Below are 23,657 nucleotides of genomic sequence, written 5' to 3'. Positions count from 1 at the left end.
TCTTTTCCGAAAAATCGCGCACGCCACTGCCGGAACATAACCGCATCACACAGCACGCCCAGCATTGATTGAGTTTTTGCACATTGCGCAACAAAAAATTGAAAATTGATACCAAAATATCGCGGCATTTTTACGCAGTGCCGCGATATAAAAAGGGAACGGAGATGAAAGCGCGCAGAAAAATCTAAATTAATGCAACCGTTTTGATATCTAAAATATTGGGAAAGAGACTTACACGGCAGAACAAGAGCGGGAGCCCCCCCCCCCCCGAACGTCAATAAAACCAAGATGCATCCGCACGTCTATCCCAACTATAAAATGATTATCTTTATTTACATAATAAACAATTTTCACATTATTGTCATCGCTTTTATAAAAGTCACACTTTAGACCAACGACTCAACGACTATTTCGTCCATCTTCGCGTAGTGCAGCCTTACAGGAAAGCAGTCTAAATTCTCGATCTTTGCCAACTGCGGCGCGAAGCGAATCCAGCTGCATCAGCACAGCACAGACTAACCATCAACCCAATCCCCGCCCAAAAATCAGCTAGCGGATCGAAAGTGTGCCCCATCTAAAGCCAAGATAGACAAAAACTCCTGCAAGAGATCCTTGCAGGAGTTTGCGAAAGATTAGCGAGAAGAACGAATTCAACCCGTAATATCCAGATTTACTTATCGCGTTTCACGATGAGTAGTTGACTGGTTGCAACGCGCACAGAACTTCTTCAACTCAAGACGATCTGGGTTGTTGCGACGGTTTTTCTTTGTAATGTAGTTACGCTCCTTGCAAACCTCGCATGCGAGGGTGATCTTGGGGCGAACGTCTGCTGACTTGCTAGCCACTGTTTAGTCCTCACGTTCGGTTTGTCCGGGAAGCGGGATTGCTTCTCGTCGTAGCGGAGGCGGGGTTTGAACCCGCGACCTCACGATTATGAGTCGTGCGCTCTGACCAACTGAGCTACCCCGCCGCATCATCTCTCAGGATTTGAGAAACGATTAGAGCCCCGAAAGGGAATCGAACCCTTGACCTTCTCCTTACCATGGAGATGCTCTGCCGACTGAGCTATCGGGGCAGCGTTGAAAACCTTACCAATTTCCGCAGTAAAATTCCAACAGTTTCGCATTACTGCGAGGTGAAGCTAATCACCGTAATGCGAATAGTGGCGGGTGAGGGATTCGAACCCCCGAACCCGAAGGAGATGATTTACAGTCACCTGCATTTGGCCGCTCTGCAAACCCGCCGATCGTGAGCAAATAAGTTTCACTCACGAGCATCTAGATTAGCACTCCACCCCGGCATGATGTCAAACCAATATCGAAAAATGTGACGCTATGCCTAAAGCCAGATCTCACCCACATCTCAGATGTTGGCAAGAATAGTTGCCAAAACCTTTAATAGAGCTTGCCATCGTGCGGCTCATTGCGGGAAATCGCCGTCATCGTTTCACGTTCCACCACTTTGATCCGTTCACGCCCTTTTGCTTCGCCTAAAGACTTTTCATACTCTTCAAGCAATTCCCAACCATGCCAAGTGGTGTATCTCACGCCACGATTTTCAAGGAGCTGCTGCATTGCTACCCAACCCGTATCCTGGCTGGTTGCGTGCAATAATCCCGCTTCATAATCTGCCACCAAATTCGCAATCGTCTCTTGCGCATCAGATTTAGTCGAACCAATCAGCCCGACCGGCCCACGCTTGATCCAGCCCGTCGCATAAAGTCCAGTTATTGTTTCGCCATTGACCGTGCGCGTCACGCGCCCACCTTGATTTGGCACTACCCCACGCGTACCGTCAAAAGGCGCACCCGGAATCGGCGAAGAGAAATATCCCACCGCACGATACACCGCCTGTACCGGATAATCGATAAATTCACCAGTACCTGCAACCGTTTCATCCCCCTGCAGCGCAGTCCGCTCCATTCGGATCCCGGTCACGTGTGTATCACCCAAGATCTCAACCGGTTGCTGCAATAAATGCAGGTGAATCCGGCGCGAAGCCGTCTTTGGCTCCTCCTGATCCAGTAAATAATCGGTGAGAATATTCACCACTTGCCGAGTCATCTTTGATTTCTCAACAGCTTCCTGCGAAGCTTCGTCATAGTCATAGTCTTCTTCATAGACGATAATATCCACATCTGGCACTTCGCCAAGTTCACGCAACTCCATTGGCGTAAATTTCACTTGCGCTGGGCCACGCCGTCCAAATACATGCACATCAGTAATCGGCGATTGCCGCAAACCTTCCTCCACATTTTGCGGAATCTCGGTAGTCAGCAAATCATCAGGATGCTTTGCCAATACACGCGCCACATCAAGAGCTACATTTCCAACACCAATCACAGCCACTTCCTTTGCCGCTAACGGCCAAGTGCGCGGCACATCGGGATGCCCGTCATACCAATACACAAATTCCGAAGCCCCATACACTTCAGGCAAATCCGCGCCCGGAATATGCAACGGACGGTCGCGATCAGCACCAGTGGCGATAATGATTGCATCATAGTGTTTGTGCAACTCATCGAAGCTGAGATCCTTACCAACTTCCACATTTCCAACCAAGCGAATATCGCCCCGCTGCAAAATATTGTAAAGCGCCTTGATAATCTGCTTGATCCGGGGATGATCCGGGGCCACCCCATAACGCACCAGACCATACGGAGCCGGGAGTTTTTCATATAAATCAATCTGTGCATCCACATCTGATTTCGCAAGGATATCAGAAGCGTAAATGCCAGCTGGGCCAGCGCCAATAACTGCAACTTGGAGTGGGCGATTCGTCAATGTCTTTACTTTCTTTGTCTGCCCGATACGGGCGCTGATAGAGCGGAACTAATTCTCCACCATTTTACAAAGGCAATCGCAGAAGGTACAGAAACAGTTGGCGGCAGGTGATGAATTCGTCAAAATCCATCCCTGCCGCCAACATCTCAATTCAGTTTTACCGCTAACTACAAAATCTTTTGCAGCACTGCGCTCATTCTACTCCACGACCAAACTCACTCGTTTTTGCATCAAGCCGAATCACGCCGTACGTCCAGCCATGCCGCCGATAAGCCGCGCACGGCTGGTGCGTCTGCGCATCAATGAAAAGGTAAAATGGATGCCCCACAAGTTCCATCTCGTAAAGCGCCTGATCAACCGTCATCGGTTTTGCTTCATATAGCTTTTGGCGCACCACAACAGGAGAGTCACCAAGTTGAGTTTCAGTAGCTTCACCAGGCTTCGTGGGTACTGCCTCCGATTCTTCCACTACTACTTCTGTTTCTTTTTGCGGAGTAAGAGAACTGAAAAGCGCTTCAAAATCCAGTTCCATCTCCCCTGAATCGATCTTTGCACCCCGGCGATGATGATCTTTCCGCCGCTCATTCGCACGCCGCAATTGCTCGATCAATTTTTCTGCTGCCAGATCAAGCGCACTGAGCCGATCTGCCGATTTTGCTTCAGCTCGCACTACCGGCCCGCGATCACGCAAAGTAATTTCGATTTTTTCGGAAAATTCAGCCTGTGCAGGATTTGGTTCATGTGTTACTTCCACCTCTACACGCTGTGCACGAGGAGCAAAAAGCTCAATCTTTGACAGCTTTTCTGTAACATGCTCGCGGAAACTTTCTGAAATCTCGGCATTCCGCCCTTTTACTACAAATTCCACGATGACCTCCAACTTCTCGCCATTGAAAATGCAACAACACAAGGAATCAGATTCAAGACGGATCAGCTGCTGCAAAGAATCAATTTCAAGAAACTATCAGCTAAATCCGTAAGCTAAAACTCGCCTCCAACACTAGAAACAGTCTTTTCGTAAACCTTGAATTAATTTCTTGTGTTTAAAACTTTAACACCAAAAGCATCATTTGTGAGCTGCCCCACGATTTTTTCTGCTCTCGGCGCAGAATTTAACTCTAAATTTCCGCGGAAAACCAAAATTACCACTTTAACCAGGCGCTTTAGTCCCAAGTAACGAAAAATTACAGCACTTTGCTGCAGGAATTTTCGTTGAAAACTGCGTTTGCAAAACAAATCGCGCCAATCACGATTCCTCCAGCTGCAGTTACCGCCCGCGCACTGCCAAGCAAAGTTGCACCAGTAGTCAAAACATCGTCAACCAGCAGCACCTGCTTTCCTTGTAAATCTAAAACCGCATACGAATCAGCAATTTTTTCGTGCCGAAGAGATAAATTCGCCACCGCATATTGCTGCGTGCACAGATGCCGCAAAAATCTGCTTAAGCTCCGTTTGAAATGCAACTTTTTTCGTAATGCGTCCTGTGGTTGCGCAGCGAACACAGCAGCAAGTGTGAGCGCAAGTTTCCACGCGATCAACTGCCCGTCATACCTCCGCCGAAACCCTGAAGGGGCATTCACAACTATCATCTCACGCGTACAATCAAGCTGCGGAAACAGAGATCGCAAATCCATATCCGCAGCTGCCAGCATTTGCTGCAACTGGCGTAAATCCGCATCCCACAGCCGCAATATTTGCCGTTCCAAATCACGTAAATTCGTATGCTTCCAACTCACGATCAGCTCTTTTACCGTACCGCGATAACGATACGGCGTATATACGGGGAAAATTGCCCGGAAATCCGATTCCGGAAAAGATCTTCCGCCCAGATTTAGCCTAAAATTATTTGGCACAATACTCTCTTGCGGAACTGGAGTAGTCAAATAGCTGGCTCCGGCATCTACCCGCTGCCAGTTCGGAACAATTTTCTCCTGGCAAGACGAACATAATTCTGCATCAGCCTTACCACATATGACACAAGCACATGGAAATACCAAATCAAGAATATTCCGCGTCAGTTTTGCAATCATGCTCATAAATGCAGCGTAAGCGATCTTGCAAAAAACGAATTTTGGTGCGCCCAAAAAAGTGGATTTCGCCAGCAAAAACATTCACTGTGGAAAAACAGCAACTAACTCTCGAAAGCGATCAATACACTTTCTGCTCATCCAGCCATTGCTGGATCTTTAACGCCGGCCGTAAAACGCCGCCATGCTCCAGAATCATATTCGTAAAGCACATCTGATTTATCTGCCAAAACAATCGAATTCTTCCCATGCCCAGCCGTTAAACCAACTGGATCATTGAGCACATTCAAAGTTTCTGACGGCCCGCCGATTTGCACCAGCAGCAGCGCATCAGTGCTTTGCGCTGTACTATGCCCAAGTACCGCCAGATTCGTTTCATCAATCCAAGCCAAATCAGCCACATCTGCCAGCCACTGATCAAAATGCAGCAATTGCCCTAACGCCTGCGGCTGCCCACTCGAACTACGCGTGAGCGCAGCAGCAGCCAGCATTATCGCGCCGTCACGCTCATAGGCAATCACCGCGCGTGCCCCCTCGCGCGAAATCTTCACAAACTTAACCTTCACCCCTGCTAATTCAGGCACTTTCACCTGCACTGTAGCGCCACTTTTCACCTCGATCGCGAGCAAATCACCACGCGACTGCTGCTCTCCACTCCAAATCCAACCAAATTTATCAATACTCGGAGCGATCAATTGCGTGCCTTTCAGCAGGCTTTGCACTGTCTTTTGGAAAAAATCCAAGCGGTAGAGCGTACTTCCAGAATCATCTAATGCACTGCCAAAGCTCAAGCTCTCCCCATACGCAAGTGTTAAATCACGCAGCCCCAAGCTCTTTATTATTTCGCTTGGCATGACGGGCAAAATTTGCTGCTTATTGCGTGAAATGCGGACTACACTTCCATCTTGTATCCCAACCAGTGGCGAGTCTTGCAGCGCATAAGTTTGTAAATCAATTTGCGATTCACCAGAAATTTGCACACCAGAAGCAGTGATAATGACATCTTGAGCAACTCCAGCTGCACTGAAACTATGGCGGTATTGTGCTTGCAGGATCATGATCGTTTCCTGCGGCAGAGCTGTCGCATTTGCCGAAAGATCAACTACCGCAACCGAATCACTACTGCGAACTTGTGAACCTGAAACTAACACATCTGGTGGCATCACCACACGCACAGCTGGGGAAATCCACTTTGCCGGCCCCTTCGCGATCCCACGTGCAATTGAACTAACCAAGCCTTGCCGCGGATACCACCGCACATCTGCTACTAAATCTTTTCCGATATGGCTCGGAAAATACAGCGGCGCCTCAATATAGAGCGAATTAAATAATGCACGCGACATCATCATCCCGTCATCAAGGACGGCAATACGCCACTCACCATCGGGATTCCGAATCAGCGAAAACTCATTTGTCAGCTGTGATTCCTTGCTCGCCGGGGTATAAATCCCATCAGCATCCACAGAACCAATCGTGGGAACTGAGACACGGTAGGCGCCAGCAGGAGTTTGCGAAGACGAATACGATTGCGTATCAGGATAGATCCGCACTGCACTCAGCGGATCCCACTTCCTTGCCATATCAGCGGTGAGAAATTGCCGTGCCGCCTGAAAATTATCAGTTAAGCCCACTGAAGCTGCACGCAAAAAACCAGCAATTACCTGCTCCGCCGTCGCTCCTTTCGCCGGACCTTTCGGATCGAGCACCACACCGCCTTCGCGTTGTGCCACACGCTCAACTACCTGCACATCACCATTTGTCGGAAGCCCAGAACAAGCACTCAACGGGAGGCTCAACGCAAGCACAATACTTCCCAGCAAGATCTTCTTTCCAGATTGCTGACGGGAATTATGCTGCCGTTTAATCGCGTTCACTTTCCACCTCCGGATTCTGTGCATCTTCCGAATCATTTTCCGCAGCAGGCGGATCTGCCACATCAAGTGGCACGTCTGCGAGTTGTGTATCGATCCGGGAATCAGTTTCGACCGCTACTTCTCCCACTTCCGGCGCAATCGGTTTCACTAAAGGCAGCGGTCGATTATAAGGAGCTCCCGGGATCTTCGGGAAAGTGAGTAGAAATACCGAGCCCACACCCAATTCGCCGACGGCTTCGAGCATCCCCCCGTGAATTAGCGCATCTTCCCGAGCGATCGTCAACCCAAGCCCAGTACCGCCAGTCTTTCGCACTCGTGAAGAATCAGCACGCCAGAATCGATCAAATACGTGTGCTGCCTGCTCATCGCTCAACCCAATACCGCGATCTTGCACCTGCAGCGCGACTGCCGTCTCATTAGCGACAACACTTACTTTTACTGGATTTCCTTCGGCATGCTCCAATGCGTTCACCACTAGATTACGGATCACCCGTTCAATTCGACGCGGTTCAATTTCTGCCTGTAATTCGCCCGCAAATTCCATTCGCACCACTACCCCATTATCGACGGCAAGCGGATCAAGGGACGCAACTACTTTCCGCGTTAATGTTTCAATGTTTGTAGTCTGTGTGGAAAGCGCCATCGCTCCTGCGTCATAACGCGAAATCTCCAGCAAATCGGCAAGCATTGATTCGAGGTTAATCACTTGATCGTGCTGTAATTCCGCTGAACGCTTCAGCAACGGCGGAAGTTCTTCACGCTTATCGTAAATTAGCTGACCAGCCATCCGCATTGTGGTCACCGGCGAACGCAACTCATGAGAGACAGCCGAGACAAAGTTTGTTTGCAATGCAGACATCCGCTCTAATTTCCCAAACTGGCGCTCCAAAGATTCAGCCATCTGGTTAAAAGATTTCGCCAGCTGCGCCAACTCATCTTTGCCTTTTACTTCCATCCGCGTATCAAATTCTCCCTCAGCCAAATGCTGTGCATTTTCTGCCGCTGCATGAACTGGACGTAACACTAAACGTAAAATTGCGTAAGTGAGCAGCCCAATCAAAACGCCAAATATCAATACCGCAACAGCAAGTACACGCTGCGTAGTTTGCAAAAGTTTTTGCTGAGTTTCCAAAGAGAATACTGCGTAAAATTCGTACTGCCCCGAATTTGGAATATAAATTGACGTGCCCATGAGCACCCCTGGTACCGTCAGGCCTTCGGGGGAAATCAATTTCACTGACTGCCATGCGACATCTTTTGATTTTTCAACTGCATGTTTTAATTGCGGAGTGATCAGGGAGCGAATCCGAGTGGCTGAAGCCGTGGCTGGTTCGATGATCTGATTTCCACTCGTACTTTGCCCTTGTGAACTTACCAGCAGCGCACCAAGCAAACCGCGATTGGGATCATACATCTTTGAAACGAGATCGTTTGCTACTTGCTGCGTCTGACCTGAAGTGGGAGCTGCAGAAGCCGAAAAATTAGCTTGTGCAGTATTCGCATCCGCACTGAACTGCTCCACATAAGATGTCGTAGACTGCTGAAAAATAGCAGCACTCAACTGGCTCGTGATCAAGATCCCGGCAAGCACCGTAATCAATAAACCGCCCGTCACAATGGATGCCGCCACCCGAATCTGCAAAGATGAAGCCCAGGCGTCCTGCACTCGATCAATCATCGAAGCCAGCTTCTCAAACGGGCTTAAGATTTCAGCCGGCTGCACTGCGGAATCTGCTGCAGATCCGCGCACAGCCGCACCATTATTCGCCTCAGTATCAGGAGCAATCATAGTTTGTTCACGATGTGCAGCTGCTGCGTCAATGAGAGCTCTCTCGCTCACTACTGCTCACTCTCGTCCTGCACCTGCACGGTAGCCTACACCGCGCACCGTCAAAACCACTTCCGGATTATCCGGATCGCGTTCCACCTTCGCGCGCAGCCGCTGAATATGCACATTCACAAGCCGCGTATCCGCACTATGCTTATACCCCCACACGATTTCTAGCAGCTCTTCGCGGGAGAATACCTGAAATGGCTTTCGCGCAAGCACAGTGAGAAGATCAAATTCGAGCGGCGTCAAATGGAGTTTCATATCGCCGCGCCGCACTTCATGCGCAGTAAGATCGATTTGCAAATCGGCAATCTTTAACATTTCAGATTCTGGCTCTTGACGCCGGAATCTGGTCTTGATCCGGGCAAGCAACACGGAGTTATCGAATGGCTTTGTGACGTAATCGTCCGCGCCAGCTTCCAGCCCTTTGATCACATCGGTTGAATCCGTCTTGGCACTCATCATGATAATCGGCACATCAGATTCTTCACGCAATGCGCGGCAAACTGAAACGCCGTCAAGCCCAGGAAGCATCACATCCAGAAGGACGAGATCTGGACGCTCGGCACGGAAAATCGGCAGTGCATTTGCGCCATTGGCACAAACCGTCGCACTAAAACCTTCCGATTCCAGCAAAATCGCAACCATCTCGGAAATCCCTGGATCATCATCAACCACAAGAATCCGCTGACTCATTTTCCATCCTCACCTATCTATTGCTCTGTTGATTTCGCGCAAAAGCACCTTCCGCGAAAATTTTGCGGAATAATCACTCTGAGACAAAAACCAGATTATGTTTTATTCTCTATCCTACAACGCTCGCCCCGGATTAACCTTGCCCGGAGTTAGATCCTTTCAACTAATGCCAAAGAGCTTTTCTGATGACGAAACAAGGCAATCTAGATCTTCGTTTTCAGCTAAACTGGATTCAACCACAAAACCAGTTTAGCTACAGAATTGGAGCGCAAAATTGAGTATCCCACCAATCAATTCCGAAGAAAATGGAATGAATCAACCCCACGAGAACAATGCTCTTTCCGAAGGCACTCCAATCAATAGCGCGACACCACCGAATACACCACCAGCCGGATATCCAGCTGCACAATCACAATATGGGCAGTATGGGCAGGCTGATCTAAATACGCAAAATTACACAGCTGGCTATCGCACTGTGATTCCAATGCGCCCACTGGGGATCGGCGATACGCTCGATGCCACGATCCGGCTCTTGAAATATAATCCGAAAGCTTTGATTCTTTTCCCGTTGATCGTTTCGGTATGTTTTACATTACTTAATTTCCTCGTCGAGCTTGCACTTGGGCAGACCACCATATTCTCAGCTAGCCAGTTCTATGATCCGCAACAGATGCTGCTCACCCCGGATAATAATGGCTTGAATTTGACGATGGTCATACTGGGTTCCCTGGGTCTGTCGTTATTCTTAGCGATCTTGATTTTTACTTTCGAGAGCGCAATCATCTCGATTGCAGCTACCCGCACCGTCATTGCCTCCGTACGTGGATACAAGCTTTCCTTAGGCGATACTTGGAAAATCGTCCGCCCACGCTTCTGGAGTTTACTTGGTCGGATAATCGCGCTTACGTTCATATTAGGGCTGATCAGTTTCGTCGCAGTAGTGATTCCAGGAATCCTGCTCTTGTTTGTGTCGATGGCTAACTTTGCTGTGGGCAGCGATCTCGGCATTGGCGGCGTGCTAATCACGATCTTATTCTTTCTCGCACTTACTTTTGTGGTCATCACGATTTACGTACGTTTCCTCATCGCCTTCTCAGTACTGGTGGCTGAAAACTGCGGTCCGATCACAGCCCTCAAGCGCGCTTGGGATCTCACCCGCGGCTCGTTCTGGCAAATTTTTGCGTTAATGGTCTTTACAACTATTTTCTTGGTCATCGTTGGCGCTGCACTCTCACTTTTCTTCGGATTACTTACTTTCGCTGTGGTTGGATTTGGCAGCAGCAGCTCAACAGTTCCACTAATTGCAAGTACGCTGATTGGGATTTTAAGTATGCTTGTGACACAAATCTTCATCTATCCAGTAATCACCACACTGACGAATATGGTGTATGTGAATATGCGATTCAAGCGTGAGAATTTCCATCAGCAGCTGCTTTACGAAGCAAGCCAGAAAGTGCAATCCGCTCCCGCAGCGCAAGCAACTGTCCAAAGCCCATTGCAATAACACAGATTTTTACTGCAAATTTTCCGTCTTTTGCAAAGGCAAACTAATGATGCATCCATTCCCAAAAATTGGCAGATCAGGTAGGCGAACTAGTGCTGCACTGCCGCCCCTGTTTCCTCGCGCCGATTTCGTGGTACTAAGTATTCGCAAAGCACGCAGCTTAGTACCACTGGGTTTGCTGCTTTTAGCCCGGACGGAAAATGATTTCACACCGGTCACTCCAAGCCCGGAAGATGCACGTGAACAAGCGCTTCGCGAATTATCTCAATTCAAATATCAGCGTGATCCTTCAATTTGGCAGCGGATTCTTGAATGGGCAAAGTCTTTACTCGAAAAACTCCTCACCGGAAAAACCGGCGAACTTTCGCTTTCGGAAATCGTGACCCTGATTTTTATCGCAATTGCGGTGATTGCCTTCATCTATTTCAGTTTTCACTTCGGAATCCAGCTGCGGCGGAAAAAAGTAAAAGCCACTGATGCACGACGGCGCAAAAGTTTATTCCTCGATGATTCCCGTTCTGCTGCTGAGCTCTTCACCGCTGCCAACGAAGCAGAAATTCAAGGCGATCTCAATACCGCTATAATCGAGAGATTCCGCGGCGTAATCAAGCACCTTGCAGAGTTAGGCATGATTGAATTGCGCCCCGGGCTCACGGCGATGGAGGCAGTAAAACTGGCTGTTCAAAAAACTGGACACGCTGATCTTTTCGATCCAGTTGCACGATATTTTGACGATATTTTTTACGGATCAGCACAAGCTAGTCAAGAACAAGTAGCGCTAAGCGCCGCGCTCGCACAGTTCGTGCAAAACGTACAACCACAAACTACACAAAAGCAAAGCAGAAAATCAGCACACAAAACTGATTTCACACAATCAACTGGCGGTGCTGGAAAATGAACAGCTCATCGCCGCACCACAGCTCTTCACGCCAGCCTGGAAAGCAGCTCTTTTCCAGCGCAGATAAGAAGTTTCCCACCCTCCTGATCACAGTTTTGGCGCTCGTGATTGGATGCGCTGTAGTAATCAATATCTTTTTTCGGCAAGAAGCAGATTCGCGATTCCTTGCAGCAACATCCACCGCGCCAGATGGCGCTGGTGCATTATCTGCAATCGCACAAGATAATGCACTGCAATTTCATGATGTGCGTGAGCATTCACAAATCGCAAAAATTACTGCCCAGAGCACCGTTGTGATTGTAAATCCAGAAAATATTGGGAAATCTGATATTGCAGCATTAACTTCTTCGGGCGCAAAAATTATCCTGCTCGTCAGTAATACTGGATATTTTTTACCAGATTGGGGAATCGAGGCAATCACCGTACCTGTTGCGGCAGACAAAACAATCAAACAGACCTTTGTAAAGACAACAGCTGAAGACAGCACCGATTGGGATTCACCGCTGCACTCGGCACATAAAAAATTTGTTGCAAAACATAAAAACGGATACACGCTCACAGCCAATTGTGAATTTCCGCCCGCTGCCCAGGCACAAGCTATCGGCCCGGTCGAAGATGTATTTACAGATTTTATCTCCCAAACAGATGCTTGCTTCACTACTCATTCCAGCACCGGAAAATTAAATGCTGCTTTAATCACTTCTCCGAAATATCAAAATGTCCAAGCGTTTACCGCACCTGTTATTTTTGCCAATACTTTTCTCACACTTGCAGGAAATTCTGCTTTCGCTTTGAATCTGCTCGGGCAATATCCCGATGTTTATTGGATCGAAAATTATCACACTCCCAGCGATCCCAGCCAAGATCCAGCGGTGCTGCAATCTGGCGCACTTCCTGCATGGATCAATATTTTCGGGATCGGGATCTGCGCCTGCGCGCTCTGGTTGGTTTTATATAAATCACGCCGCTTTGGCAAGCTTGTGCCAGAGCCGATGCCAGTAGTAGTGCCGAGCGGAGAAAGCGATCTCGGCCGCGCACAACTCTATGCACGTAGCCGTGATTGGGCACATCTGGCACGTATTTTCCGGAATGATTTCTTGACGCGGCACGCAAAAATATATTTTTCGCAAACAGAAACAAGCGTCCCGTCTGAAACACAATTATTGCACGACCAAGAGCAAATTCTTGACGCACTTGCAATGCGTACAAATACTCCACGCAGTGAGCTTGCGCAATTACTCTTTACCCAAGAAATAAACACCAAAGCTAACTTAGCTCGGCTGCAAGCAGAGCTAGAAAAATTAACAAAGGAGCTGCAATGAGTGAAGAAGTACCTTTTACTGCTGCCAGGCAATCTGGCAGCAATCCTAATTTCACCAAATTTAACGCAATCCGCAGTGAGATCGCCAAAGCTGTAGTCGGTCAAGAAAGTGCGGTTACCGCAATTTTGATCGGTTTATTGACGAATGGTCATGTGCTCTTTGAAGGCGTTCCAGGTACAGCGAAAACCTTACTTGTAAAGGCGCTTGCACAAGCCGTTGACCTCACATCAAAGCGGATCCAGTTCACGCCTGATTTGATGCCCGGCGACCTCACCGGTTCCCTGATCTACAATGCAGCCAAAGCCGAGTTCACTTTCCGCCCCGGCCCGGTATTTACCAATATTTTATTGGCTGACGAGGTAAATCGTACCCCACCCAAAACCCAGTCAGCTTTACTTGAAGCAATGGCCGAAAAACAAGTGACAGTTGATGGTCAGCCGCGCCCACTACCCAACCCTTTCATTGTGATCGCCACGCAAAATCCAATTGAGTACGAAGGCACATATACGCTTCCAGAAGCACAACTTGACCGCTTCTTACTGAAGGTAACTCTCGATTTGCCGACCACCGCCACGGAATTAGAAATTTTGCAGCGGCATGCCCAGAATTTTGATCCCACCAATTTGCAAACTGCCGGAATTGATCGTGTAGCTGATTCCGCCGATATTTTAGCGGCACGCAAAGAGGTGCAGCAGGTACAAATCAATGACGGAATTTTGGAATATATTGTGCAAATCATAGCTGCCACCCGTACCTCTCCGGTCACGCTGCTTGGGGTTTCACCACGCGGTGCCGTTGCCCTGCTGCACGTGGTGAGAGCATGGGCCTGGTTAAATGGGCGAGATTATGTTACTCCTGACGATGTAAAGGCACTCGCACCAGCTACGCTCACGCATCGGATCAAACTTGCACCCGAAGCTGAACTTGACGGTTTACAGCCATCAAATGTGATCCAATCCATTCTCGATACAGTACCGGTACCGCGCTAATGTTTGTTTCACGAAACGTCTTAATTGGCGCTCTGATTGCACTATTGGCAGGCATACTCACGCTTGAGCTGCGAGTAATGTTGATCGCGCACATGATCCTCTTAGCGCTATGTGTGCTTGATGTGATCGCAGCCCCTTCCCCAAAACGGCTGCAAATTACACGCACTGGTCCGCAAAGCGGCAAACTCGGTTCACCGCTCGTACATCAATTGCAACTATCTGCCAATACTGATCGAAAAATTCAAGGTCAGATCCGTGACTGCTGGCCACCGTCAGTCGGGCTCCAAGAAGATACTTTTACCTTTGCAATCAGTAAAGGGATGCAAACTGATTTTCATGAAGAATTTTTGCCGTCTCGACGCGGCACTCGAAATGCGCAAGCGCTCGTGATTCGTACTCTCGGCCCATTGCATTTAGCTGGTCGGCAACGCGCTTTTCAGTCCACTGCCTCGATCCAGGTTTTACCTGCTTTCTCCGCACGTAAACATCTTCCTTCACGCATCATGCGGCTGCGCGAAATGGAAGGTCGCGCACTGCTTTTGATCCGCGGTCAAGGCACAGAATTTGATTCATTGCGTGAATATGTAGCTGGCGATGATGTCCGCGCAATCGATTGGCGTTCCTCTGCACGTTTAGCGCAAACGCTGGTACGAACTTGGCGTCCCGAGCGTGATCGGCGTGTGGTGATTATTCTCGATTCAGGACGCGCCGGTGCAATGCGAGTAGGGCACTTCCCCGCATTTGATGATTACATTGAAACTAGCCTTTTACTCACTGCACTTGCGCAAAAGGCGGGAGACACAGTAGATGTCTACGCTCTCGATACGCAAGTGCGCGCCCGGGTACGCGCAAACACTGAGCGACTTGCGATTCATAAACTTGCCACTGCACTTGCAGATGTTTCACCTTCGCTCACTGTCACTGACTGGCAGCTGGCAAGTGAAGAGATTCGGCAAAACGCAAATAATGCTGCACTTGTAGTGATTTTGACCGATACCGGGATTACGAGTATTTCTGACGGACTTTTGCACACAATCCCGCATTTAGCACGGAAGCATCGCGTCATTATCGCAGCAGCAAAAAATCCCGACTTGGTTGATTTTGATCAGCCAGATATCGCACAAACACCGCTTTCCCAGCATCTTCAACACCCCTTGGATCATCGCAAGACGCCCCCTTCAGCAGCCCACGATTTCTCTTATCGCAAAGATGCTGTACTTTATCGTGCAGCTGCACGCGCCCGCACTGCTCTTGAACGCAATGCAATCAATCAGCAACTCACACTTCTCGGAGCTGAAGTACTCACTGCGAGTCCAGCAGATCTGCCGGTACGTGTGGCTGATGCCTATATTGAACTGAAAGCACAAGGACGGCTGTAAAAATTATCTGCAAAATTTTGCAAAGATTTTCACCTTTCCTTATTCCGAAAATGTTGAAAAATCCAGATTTCCCGCAGCACGCGATTACCAGATTGCAACACCGAAACTTTGGCACGCGCTCCTTTGTCGATAGACTTAGTGTGAATGCGAGGTTTTTCTTCGCACTTTCAAACAGTTATTTTTAGGGAGATTCATGAGCGACGCGAATATCACTCGTGCAGTTGGACATCAGGTGCGTACCGTATCTGGACGCAATCCAAAATCTGCAAGCCCACTCGAATACTGGGCAGCTACCGCAAATACAGTGGTAGCCAAGCTCGCCGATAATTGGGAAAAGACGGAAGAGACCTACAACGCAACAAGAATGCAGCACTACTTCTCTGCTGAATTTTTGATGGGTCGAGCACTCCATAATAATCTTTCCAACCTCGGGCTGCTCGAAGAAGCCACCGGAGCTTTCAAAGAATACGGTCTTGAGCTCGCCGATGTACTAGAAGCTGAAAATGATGCTGCACTTGGCAACGGCGGTTTAGGACGTCTTGCAGCATGTTTCTTGGATTCATGCGCCACCCTTGATTTGCCAGTGCGCGGATATGGGATCCTCTATCGATACGGTCTATTCAAACAATACTTTGAAAACGGCTACCAAAAAGAAAAGCCCGATGCATGGATGGAAGAAGGATACCCCTTCGTAATTCGCCGTGAAGAAGAGCAGAAACTCGTGCATTACGCCGATCTGACGGTACGTGCAATTCCTTACGATATGCCCATTACCGGCTATGGCACAAACAATGTAAACACCTTGCGCCTATGGAAGTCTGAACCAATGGAAGACTTCGATTACAACGCCTTTAACTCGCAGCGTTTTACTGACGCAATCGTCGAACGCGAGCGCGTCAACGATATCTGCCGCGTGCTTTATCCGAACGATTCTACTTTTGAAGGTAAAGTGTTGCGTGTGCGCCAGCAGTACTTCTTCTGCTCCGCATCACTGCAAGCAATCGTTGCAAATGAGATCGCCCAGCGCGGGGATGTGCAGCGCTTTGGCGAATTTAACTCAATTCAACTCAATGACACCCACCCGGTACTCGCGATCCCAGAATTGATGCGAATCCTCCTTGACGAACATGGTTTGACTTGGGAAGAAGCATGGGAAATCGTCACCCAAACCTTCGCCTACACGAACCATACCGTGCTCGCAGAAGCACTCGAAACATGGGAAACCACAATTTTTGAACGGCTCTTCCCGCGCATTATGGAAATTATCCGCGAAATTGATCGCCGTTTTAGAGCAGAACTTGCAGCTGCAGGATTCCATCCTGGCAAGATCGATTATATGGCGCCAATCAATGGGAATCAGGTGCGGATGGCGTGGATTGCCTGCTACGCAGCATTTTCGATCAACGGTGTAGCCGCACTCCATACTGAGATCATCAAAGCCGATACCCTCCACGACTGGCATGATATTTGGCCTGAGAAGTTCAATAACAAGACGAACGGCGTCACCCCTCGCCGCTGGCTCAAGCAATGCAATCCGAAACTCGCTGAGCTCCTCACTGAGCTGGCTGGCTCTGACGAATGGGTACGGAACCTCGATGAGCTCCAAAAGCTTGCGCCATTTGCGAATGATCCAAGCGTCCTCACCCGTCTGAACGATATTAAGCATGAAAACAAGGTAGCTTTCGCGAAATGGATCAAGGCGCGGCAAGGCATTGAAATTGATCCTGACGCAATTTTTGATGTGCAAATCAAGCGCCTGCATGAATATAAGCGGCAATTCATGAACGCTCTGTATATTCTCGACCTATACTTTAGGATCAAGGATCAGCCAGAGAGCGAGTTCCCAAAGCGCGTCTTTATCTTCGGTGCGAAAGCAGCGCCTGGCTATGTGCGTGCAAAAGCAATTATCAAGCTGATCAATGAAATTGCGGTACTGGTGAATAACGACCCAGTAGTTTCCCAGACGATCAAGGTCGTATTTGTCGAGAACTACAATGTTTCCCCAGCTGAGCATATTATTCCGGCAGCAGATGTTTCCGAGCAGATTTCACTTGCCGGCAAGGAAGCATCGGGCACTTCAAATATGAAGTTCATGATGAATGGTGCGCTCACGCTTGGCACGATGGACGGTGCAAACGTGGAAATCGTTGCTGCCGTCGGCGCTGAGAATGCATACATCTTCGGCGCGGAAGTTGAAGAACTACCCGATCTGCGGAAGCACTATTCGCCACACGCTACCGTGGAAAATACTCCTGGTTTGCGTCGCGTGATCGAAACAATCGGGAATGGCACGTTAAATGATGACGGCAAAGGTCTGTTCCATGATTTACTCAATTCGTTATTTGAAAATAACGGTTGGGAACCAGCAGACGTGTACTATGTGCTTGGAGATTTTGCTGATTACCGTCACACACGCGATCAAATGGCGCAAGATTTCAATGCTGATCGTCTGGCGTGGGCAAAGAAATGCTGGATCAACATTATTGAATCCGGGCGTTTCTCCTCTGACCGTACGATTCGCGATTATGCGAAAGACGTATGGAAGATTGAACCACATCGGATCTAAGCGTTAAATACGAGCTGATTTAGCTTTGGGGGATCTTTTGGTAGCTTTGCCAGAAGATCCCCCAAAGCTTTTACTCTCCCAAATCTCGCCTATACCTGCGCAGTTTCGATTAAGCTAGAGTTAAGAAGTTTATTTTTCCGTTAAAGCGTACTCTCCTGCGAAGAAGGTGCAAGCAATATGAGCACAAAGACAGTCTCTGAGATCCCGCAAACTGCTCCATTTAGCCCGATCGGCAGGATCCCGATCGTCGATGTCACACCGAATCTGGAAAATGGTGCATGGCCGGCAAAAGCGACGGTGCATGAAGCATTCCCGGTACGTGCCACGATTTTCCGTGAAGGGCATGATTTATTTGCTGCCGAGTGCGTGCTTGTTGATCCAAAAGGTAAAGAAGTGCAGATTTCGCCAATGCGTGACATTGCGCCAGGATTGCGCCGTCATGAAGGATGGCTCACGCCTACAGCTCCTGGTACCTGGGAATTTTTCGTGCGCGCCTGGTCAGATCCAGTCGCTACATGGCGGCATATGGCTGAAATCAAGCTTGATGCAAATATTGATGTGCAGCTGGTCTTCCTTGAAGCCGAAGTGCTTTATAAACGTGCCATGAAAGCGATGCCGCGTGCCAGTGTGCAACGTCAGATAATGCGCGAAGCAATCAAAGAAATCAGCCGGCGCCGCGCACCAAAAGAGGTGCGTTTTGCAGCTGCTACCGCACCAGAAGTACTTGCAGCTCTCGCACAGTACCCGGTACGCGATGGAATCACTGAATCTGCACGCTATCAGATAAATGTGGATCGGATTCGCGCGCTTTGCGGATCTTGGTACGAGATTTTCCCCCGCACCGTCGGCGCAAAATTTGATCCCAAAACGCAAAAATGGATTTCTGGCACTTTGCGTACGGCTGCTGAAGATCTTCCCCGCATTGCCGGAATGGGTTTTGATGTGGTGTATCTCACCCCGATCCATCCAATTGGTAAAACGAACCGCAAAGGCCGGAATAATGCGCTCGTCGCGGGGCCGGAAGATCCTGGCTCGCCATATGCGATTGGTTCCAAAGATGGCGGTCATGACGCAATCGAGCCTACTCTTGGAACTTTCAAAGATTTCGATTTCTTCGTTGCCCGTGCAAAAGAACTCGGACTTGAAGTGGCGCTCGATATTGCCTTGCAATGTTCACCAGATCATCCGTGGGTTACTAAGTATCCGCAATGGTTTACTACCCGTGCTGACGGTACGATTGCATATGCAGAAAACCCTCCGAAAAAGTACCAGGATATTTACCCGCTCAATTTTGATCAAGATCCAGAGGGCATCTTCCAAGAAATCGTGCGGGTACTTGAGAAGTGGATCCGCCACGGAGTGACGATTTTCCGCGTCGATAATCCGCATACTAAGCCGCTTACCTTCTGGCATCGTTTACTGACATATTTCCGGATCCGCCACCCGGAAACAATTTTCCTTGCAGAAGCATTTACCCAGCCACCAATGATGCAAACTCTTGGAAAAATTGGTTTCCATCAGTCTTATTGCTATTTCGCGTGGCGTAATGAAAAAGAAGAATTAGCACAATATCTCCATGAGCTATCGCACGTCACAGATACTCAGATGCGTCCAGCGTTCTGGCCAACAACCCACGATATCCTCACCCCATATATGCAGCGCGGCGGAATTCCAGCTTTCGCGATCCGCGCGATCCTTGCTGCAACCGGCTCTCCCACGTGGGGGATCTATTCGGGCTATGAGCTCATTGAGAATATTGCACGGCCTGGTTTTGAAGAGCAAATCGATAACGAAAAATACGAATTCAAGCAGCGCGATTTTGCCATCGCAAAATATAATGGCATGGAAACTTTGCTCACAATGCTCAACGCGATCCGGAAACGGCATACTGCGCTCCAACGTCTGCGCAATGTCTGCGTGCATGGTTCAACCTCCGATAAGATCCTGGTTTTCTCCAAAACTGCCAGACCAGAGGAAAATAATGGGGTGCAAGATATGGTGCTCGTAGTAGTAAATCTTGACCCTTATGCTTCTCGTGAGGCGACACTCGAATTAGATTTGCGCGCATTTGGTACCCAATCACGCTGGGATGGAGCACCAGTATTGAAGGTTACTGATGAGCTTTCCGGTGAGAGTTATTTGTGGAATGATCGCCCATATGTGCGCCTGGATCCACACGGGCAAGTAGCACATATTTTGAATGTGGAAGTAATTAGCTAAAGTATCCAGATATTTTTTGAAAGTTAGTGATGCAAGGCAAGCAATCAGGAGATCCAGCGTGACCATATCTGCCCCAGGTTTTTCCGTTCACCAAACGAACCCGAGTTACCCGTTCACCGGTGATGGCACCGGGCTTTCAAATGATCCGCATTGGTTTCGGACAGCAGTATTTTATGAAGTATTGCTGCGTGCTTTCGATGATTCACGCGGCTCAGGCATTGGAGATTTCCGCGGCTTGATCAACCGTCTCGATTATCTCCATTGGCTGGGGATCGACTGCATCTGGATTCCCCCGTTCTTCCCTTCTCCGATGCGCGACGGCGGATACGATATCTCCGATTACACTTCCGTCGATCCCAAATATGGCACGCTTGCTGATTTTTCCGAATTAGTGACGGCAGCGCATCTGCGTGGGATCCGGGTAATCATTGATTTGGTGATCAATCATACTTCAGATCAGCATCCCTGGTTTACGGCTTCGCGAAATGATCCCGATGGCCCCTATGGAGATTTCTATGTCTGGCGTGATACTGATGATGCATATTCAGATGCACGAATCATTTTCGTTGATACAGAAGCATCGAATTGGACTTTCGATGCCCAACGGCGGCAATTTTTCTGGCACCGATTCTTTTCGCACCAACCTGATTTGAACTATGAAAATCCTGCAGTGCGCGAAGCCGTTTTTGATATTGTACGTTTTTGGTGCAAATTTGGCATTGACGGTTTCCGTCTCGATGCAATCCCGTATCTCTATGAAGAAGAAGGTACTAATTGCGAAAATTTACCGCAGACCCACGCTTTTCTTCGTGAGTTGCGAGCAATGGTGGATGCTGAATTCCCAGGGCGAATACTGCTTGCAGAAGCTAACCAATGGCCTGCAGAGGTGGTGGAATATTATGGCACAGCTGATGCGCCGCAATGCCATATGTGTTTCCATTTCCCGGTAATGCCACGGATTTTTTATGCTTTACGTGATCAAAGTGCACGGGCAATCCGTGAGATCCTTGCGATCACACCAGAAATTCCCAATGACGGGCAGTGGGGTACGTTTTTACGCAATCATGACGAGCTGACTCTGGAAATGGTCTCTACTGAGGAACGCGAAAAAATGTATTCATGGTATGCCGAAGATCCACGGATGCGAGCAAATGTGGGGATTCGGCGCAGACTTGCACCGCTACTGGGAAATTCGCGATCCGAAATCAAGCTTGCAAATGCGCTTTTGCTTTCGCTTCCTGGTTCTCCGTGCATTTATTATGGAGACGAAATCGGAATGGGCGATAATATCTGGCTCTCTGATCGAGATTCAGTACGCACCCCGATGCAATGGAGTCCCGATCGGAATGGCGGTTTCTCCCTTGCTGATCCCGGAAAACTGTATCTGCCAGTAAATCAATCATTGGTCTATAACTATCAAGCAGTGAATGTGGAATCACAATTAGCCCAACCTGGCTCACTCCTGCATTGGACACGCAGTATTCTGCAATTGCGGCGTTTATTTCCAGTGCTCGGAAATGGAGATTTTCAGCTTTGTGATACCACCGATCCAGCGATATTGGCATTTACTCGCACAAACTCTGAGCAGACGATGCTCTGCGTAATGAATCTTGCCGCGAATCCCCGCACTACCACAGTGGAGCTTGCTAATTTTCCAAATGCACAGCTTTTTGATGCATTTGGAGGCACAGACTTTGGCGCAGTGAACGATGCTGGATATATCACATTAAATCTTGGTTCGCGGCAGTTCTACTGGCTTCTCGTGGATTGTTCCACAGCTCTCGATCCGCTGTAAAACCCCTGCTCAATATCGGGAAAAACGCAGAACTGAAAGTGTAAATAGCTGCTTTGCATGCGCATCGCATGCGATATCCAGTGTGTCACAGTAAACTGTGAAAGATCGTGAAATCCGTTAGTGTATAGCACGCACTGTTCTTCTTGCGAAAAATACCACTATGTGCTGCTGAAAGGAATAATTTGCAATCGATGAATCTGGATCAGCTCAGCGTGCGCGATATGGATGCTCTGGAAGCTTTGATCAATGATTGGATCGGCGAATCACGCTGGTTCATTTCTGACCGGAAAAATCCCCAAGCCCGCATTCTGCACAGTTATCCGCTGACGATGGATGCCAGCAGTTGCACCATACTGCTGATTGTGCGCAGTGCGAATACTGACTATTTCGTACCAGTCACCCTCAATATAACTGATCCAAATCTTCTTTCTAATTTGGCACAATACCCGCAAGCAGTGCTGGGATATCTTGATCTTAACGGCAGAAATCTAATGGTTACTGACGCCTGTGAGCATCCTGATGGGCAAATTGCGCTGCTACAAGCCTGCTTCGGTCAGTTGGCAGTGCCGTCTTTATCTGGAACTGCACTGCGTGGTGAGCTAAAAGATTTACCTCCTTTTGCGAGTGTCGCAAAACTGCGTTCCGAACAATCAAATACTTCGATTATTTATAAATTCACAACCCCCGATAGCGCCAATAGCGCCGGTATCATTTTGAAACTCTTCCGGATCGTGCAGCCAGGCACTAATCCGGATGTTGAGTTGCTCGGCGCGCTCGATAAAACTGGTATTGGCGTGGTTCCAAAACAGTATGGTCACGCGCAGATCGCGCGCTCTTCCACCGATGCGAATCTCACTGCAGATGTGCTCGTGGCGCAAGAATTTCTCACCGATGCAAAAGATGCCTGGCAAGTATTTCAAGCTGAGCTTGCAAAGAGCACCTCGATTCTGGAAAATCTTGATCCGATATTCTCGCTCGGCACTATTACCGCTGATATTCACCATCACCTGGCGTCAATTTTTCCAACTGCCAAAATTGATGCAGCAGCAAAGATCGCAACCCGAGAAAAGTGGTCTGCACAAACTGCACTCGCGATTGCCGCAGCTCCCAAGCTGGCGCAGTACGAACAGCAAATTTCAGCCATTTTTGATGCTGCAATTGCAGTTGATTGGCCTGATGCGCAAAGAATTCATGGCGACTATCATTTGGGGCAAGTTTTAGATGTGCCCGATCGCGGCTGGATTGCCCTTGATTTTGAAGGCGAACCGCTCAAACCCTTGCCTGAACGTACCCAATTGAGCTTGGCTTTGCGTGATGTAGCTGGGATGCTTCGGTCATTCTCCTATGCTGCTGGCGCAGCGGAGTTGAACGGCAAACCAAGCAGTGCTACACACGCCTGGGCGGAAGCTGCCACAATGCAGTTCCTAGCCGGCTACGGCCAATTATCCACTGCAGAAGCTACTTTGCTGACGGCATTGGTTTTAGATAAATCACTTTACGAAGTGGTGTATGAAGCCACCTATCGACCACGCTGGCTGCAAATTCCGATCCAGGGAATTGCGCAAATTATTGGTTAATTCCGCATTCGTGAGAGATTTTCTGCAGCCTCTGGTCTGATTTTGGAAATGAAATCATCACGTACATATTTTTTCCATTTTCTACATTGCGAAAGAATGTGAGCTAAGACAATAAAAGCGGTACGCTAGAGATATATTTTTAACTCGCTATTTCGCTTTCTCAACCCGGTTGCGAAGTATCTCTGATGCATCAGCG

Annotated in this window: 16 protein-coding genes and 3 tRNA genes; 9 read left to right on the top strand and 10 right to left on the bottom strand. The window is 48.7% G+C overall.

Going from position 1 to position 23,657, the window contains the following annotated elements; all coding sequences use genetic code 11:
• Positions 1-674: 674 nt before the first annotated feature.
• The 10 genes from rpmG to mtrA all read right to left on the bottom strand — a co-directional run bounded on the left by rpmG (position 675) and on the right by mtrA (position 9,211).
• On the bottom strand, positions 675-845 hold the full coding sequence (gene rpmG, locus J2S36_RS07765; RefSeq protein WP_309957154.1) for a 50S ribosomal protein L33: 171 nt from the start codon (positions 843-845) through the stop codon (positions 675-677).
• Between the two features lie 51 nt (positions 846-896).
• Positions 897-970, bottom strand: a tRNA-Met gene (locus tag J2S36_RS07760).
• Between the two features lie 32 nt (positions 971-1,002).
• A tRNA-Thr gene (locus tag J2S36_RS07755) sits at positions 1,003-1,075 on the bottom strand.
• Positions 1,076-1,163: 88 nt separating this feature from the next.
• Positions 1,164-1,244, bottom strand: a tRNA-Tyr gene (locus J2S36_RS07750).
• 150 nt (positions 1,245-1,394) lie between these two features.
• Positions 1,395-2,783, bottom strand: a complete 1,389-nt coding sequence (locus J2S36_RS07745; protein WP_309957152.1) for an FAD-dependent oxidoreductase — start codon at positions 2,781-2,783, stop codon at positions 1,395-1,397.
• Positions 2,784-2,976: 193 nt separating this feature from the next.
• Positions 2,977-3,651, bottom strand: coding sequence for a ribosome hibernation-promoting factor, HPF/YfiA family (gene hpf, locus J2S36_RS07740; protein ID WP_309957150.1), 675 nt, complete (start codon positions 3,649-3,651; stop codon positions 2,977-2,979).
• 316 nt (positions 3,652-3,967) lie between these two features.
• Entirely contained in the window at positions 3,968-4,819 is an 852-nt protein-coding gene (locus tag J2S36_RS07735; protein ID WP_309957148.1) for a ComF family protein, read from the bottom strand.
• Positions 4,820-4,947: 128 nt separating this feature from the next.
• Positions 4,948-6,684, bottom strand: a complete 1,737-nt coding sequence (locus J2S36_RS07730) for an LpqB family beta-propeller domain-containing protein (RefSeq protein ID WP_309957146.1) — start codon at positions 6,682-6,684, stop codon at positions 4,948-4,950.
• Positions 6,671-8,524 (bottom strand): MtrAB system histidine kinase MtrB, encoded by a 1,854-nt coding sequence (gene mtrB, locus J2S36_RS07725; protein ID WP_309957144.1) that lies wholly within the window; start codon positions 8,522-8,524, stop codon positions 6,671-6,673. The genes J2S36_RS07730 and mtrB overlap by 14 nt, the downstream gene beginning before the upstream one ends.
• Positions 8,525-8,530: 6 nt before the next feature.
• On the bottom strand, positions 8,531-9,211 hold the full coding sequence (gene mtrA, locus J2S36_RS07720; RefSeq protein WP_309957141.1) for an MtrAB system response regulator MtrA: 681 nt from the start codon (positions 9,209-9,211) through the stop codon (positions 8,531-8,533).
• Positions 9,212-9,485: 274 nt separating this feature from the next.
• On the opposite strand from mtrA, the gene J2S36_RS07715 reads away from it, so the two are divergent.
• The 9 genes from J2S36_RS07715 to J2S36_RS07675 all read left to right on the top strand — a co-directional run bounded on the left by J2S36_RS07715 (position 9,486) and on the right by J2S36_RS07675 (position 23,461).
• Complete coding sequence (locus tag J2S36_RS07715) at positions 9,486-10,715, top strand: DUF7847 domain-containing protein (protein ID WP_309957139.1); 1,230 nt, start codon at positions 9,486-9,488, stop codon at positions 10,713-10,715.
• A 46-nt stretch (positions 10,716-10,761) separates the two neighbouring features.
• The gene (locus J2S36_RS07710; protein ID WP_309957138.1) at positions 10,762-11,613 is read left to right on the top strand and encodes a DUF4129 domain-containing protein; all 852 of its coding nucleotides are present in this window, start codon (positions 10,762-10,764) and stop codon (positions 11,611-11,613) included.
• Positions 11,610-12,935: a DUF4350 domain-containing protein gene (locus J2S36_RS07705; RefSeq protein WP_309957136.1), complete on the top strand. Its 1,326-nt coding sequence runs from the start codon at positions 11,610-11,612 to the stop codon at positions 12,933-12,935. Before J2S36_RS07710 ends, J2S36_RS07705 begins: the two co-directional genes overlap by 4 nt.
• Complete coding sequence (locus J2S36_RS07700; RefSeq protein WP_309957134.1) at positions 12,932-13,924, top strand: AAA family ATPase; 993 nt, start codon at positions 12,932-12,934, stop codon at positions 13,922-13,924. The genes J2S36_RS07705 and J2S36_RS07700 overlap by 4 nt, the downstream gene beginning before the upstream one ends.
• Positions 13,924-15,303 carry a DUF58 domain-containing protein gene (locus J2S36_RS07695; RefSeq protein WP_309957132.1) on the top strand — a complete coding sequence of 460 codons (1,380 nt, stop codon included), beginning with the start codon at positions 13,924-13,926 and terminating at the stop codon, positions 15,301-15,303. The genes J2S36_RS07700 and J2S36_RS07695 overlap by 1 nt, the downstream gene beginning before the upstream one ends.
• Before the next feature lie 193 nt (positions 15,304-15,496).
• On the top strand, positions 15,497-17,869 hold the full coding sequence (locus J2S36_RS07690) for a glycogen/starch/alpha-glucan phosphorylase (RefSeq protein WP_309957130.1): 2,373 nt from the start codon (positions 15,497-15,499) through the stop codon (positions 17,867-17,869).
• A 177-nt stretch (positions 17,870-18,046) separates the two neighbouring features.
• Positions 18,047-20,089 carry a maltotransferase domain-containing protein gene (locus J2S36_RS07685; RefSeq protein WP_309957128.1) on the top strand — a complete coding sequence of 681 codons (2,043 nt, stop codon included), beginning with the start codon at positions 18,047-18,049 and terminating at the stop codon, positions 20,087-20,089.
• A gap of 58 nt (positions 20,090-20,147) precedes the next feature.
• Positions 20,148-21,884, top strand: a complete 1,737-nt coding sequence (treS, locus tag J2S36_RS07680) for a maltose alpha-D-glucosyltransferase (protein ID WP_309957126.1) — start codon at positions 20,148-20,150, stop codon at positions 21,882-21,884.
• Positions 21,885-22,066: 182 nt separating this feature from the next.
• Entirely contained in the window at positions 22,067-23,461 is a 1,395-nt protein-coding gene (locus tag J2S36_RS07675) for a hypothetical protein (RefSeq protein ID WP_309957125.1), read from the top strand.
• Positions 23,462-23,657 lie beyond the last annotated feature (196 nt).

The sequence above is a fragment of the Arcanobacterium hippocoleae genome (genome assembly GCF_031456295.1).
In the GTDB taxonomy this organism is placed as follows: domain Bacteria; phylum Actinomycetota; class Actinomycetes; order Actinomycetales; family Actinomycetaceae; genus Arcanobacterium_A; species Arcanobacterium_A hippocoleae.
This window is presented reverse-complemented; position numbering and strand designations above follow the sequence as displayed.

Coding starts and splice junctions, on each gene's coding strand:
- J2S36_RS07735 (WP_309957148.1), bottom strand. CDS start 4,819: ATGAGCATGATTGCAAAACTGACGCGGAATATTCTTGATTTGGTATTT.
- mtrA (WP_309957141.1), bottom strand. CDS start 9,211: ATGAGTCAGCGGATTCTTGTGGTTGATGATGATCCAGGGATTTCCGAG.
- J2S36_RS07710 (WP_309957138.1), top strand. CDS start 10,762: ATGATGCATCCATTCCCAAAAATTGGCAGATCAGGTAGGCGAACTAGT.
- J2S36_RS07705 (WP_309957136.1), top strand. CDS start 11,610: ATGAACAGCTCATCGCCGCACCACAGCTCTTCACGCCAGCCTGGAAAG.
- J2S36_RS07700 (WP_309957134.1), top strand. CDS start 12,932: ATGAGTGAAGAAGTACCTTTTACTGCTGCCAGGCAATCTGGCAGCAAT.
- J2S36_RS07695 (WP_309957132.1), top strand. CDS start 13,924: ATGTTTGTTTCACGAAACGTCTTAATTGGCGCTCTGATTGCACTATTG.
- J2S36_RS07690 (WP_309957130.1), top strand. CDS start 15,497: ATGAGCGACGCGAATATCACTCGTGCAGTTGGACATCAGGTGCGTACC.
- J2S36_RS07685 (WP_309957128.1), top strand. CDS start 18,047: ATGAGCACAAAGACAGTCTCTGAGATCCCGCAAACTGCTCCATTTAGC.